We start from the raw sequence: 980 nt of genomic DNA, 5'->3' as shown, positions 1-980 counted from the left end.
CCGCCGTCCCGCGACATGGAGCGGTTCGCGGCGGGCTTCGGCTTCGCCCCGACCCCCGATCAGGCCGCCGCGGTGGACGCGCTGATGGCCGACCTCGCCTCCGGGCGTCCGATGGACCGGCTGGTCTGCGGCGATGTCGGCTTCGGCAAGACCGAGGTCGCGCTGCGGGCTCTGGCGGCGACGGTCTTCGCGGGCAAGCAGGCGGCGTTGATCGCCCCGACCACGGTCCTGGCCCGCCAGCACGTCGAGACCCTGCGTCGCCGGTTCGGCCGCTTCGGCATCGAGGTCGCGCAGCTCTCGCGTCTGGTCTCCCCGGCCGAGGCCAAGCGGGTGAAGGCCGGCCTCGCGGACGGCTCGATCCGGCTCGTGGTCGGGACCCAGGCGCTGGCCGCCCGCGGCGTCGGCTTCGCCGATCTTGGCCTGACGGTGATCGACGAGGAGCAGCGCTTCGGCGCCAAAATGAAGGCGGACCTGCGCCGCCTCGCCGAGGGCGGGCACGTGCTGACGCTGACCGCCACCCCGATCCCGCGCACGCTCCAGGCCGCGCTCGTCGGCTTGCAGAGCCTCAGCGTGATCGCCACGCCCCCGGCGATGCGCCAGCCGGTCCGGACCGTGGTGGCCCCCTTCGAGGCCGATGCGATCCGCGAGGCCCTGATCCGCGAGCATCGCCGCGGCGGGCAGAGCTTCGTCGTCTGTCCGCGCATTGAGGACATCGCCCCCATGGCCGAGCGCCTGCGCGGCCTCGTGCCGGGCCTCGACGTGCTGGTGGCGCACGGCGACCTCAAGCCTTCGGCCATGGACGAGGTCATGGTCCGCTTCGCCGACGGGGATGGCGACGTCCTCCTCGCCACCGCCATCGTGGAGAGCGGCCTCGACGTGCCCCGGGCCAACACCATGCTGGTCTGGGAGGCCGCCCGGTTCGGGCTGGCGCAGCTCCACCAGCTGCGCGGCCGCGTCGGCCGCGGCCAGCGGCGCGGGGT

At 74.5% G+C, this 980-nt stretch carries 1 protein-coding gene; it reads left to right on the top strand.

The features are described from left to right. The coding region (locus tag FV228_RS30865) for a DEAD/DEAH box helicase (RefSeq protein WP_147857876.1) at positions 1–980 on the top strand (980 nt) is incomplete at both ends.

This window comes from Methylobacterium sp. WL18 (assembly GCF_008040015.1).
Taxonomy (GTDB): Bacteria; Pseudomonadota; Alphaproteobacteria; order Rhizobiales; family Beijerinckiaceae; genus Methylobacterium; species Methylobacterium mesophilicum.
This window is presented reverse-complemented; position numbering and strand designations above follow the sequence as displayed.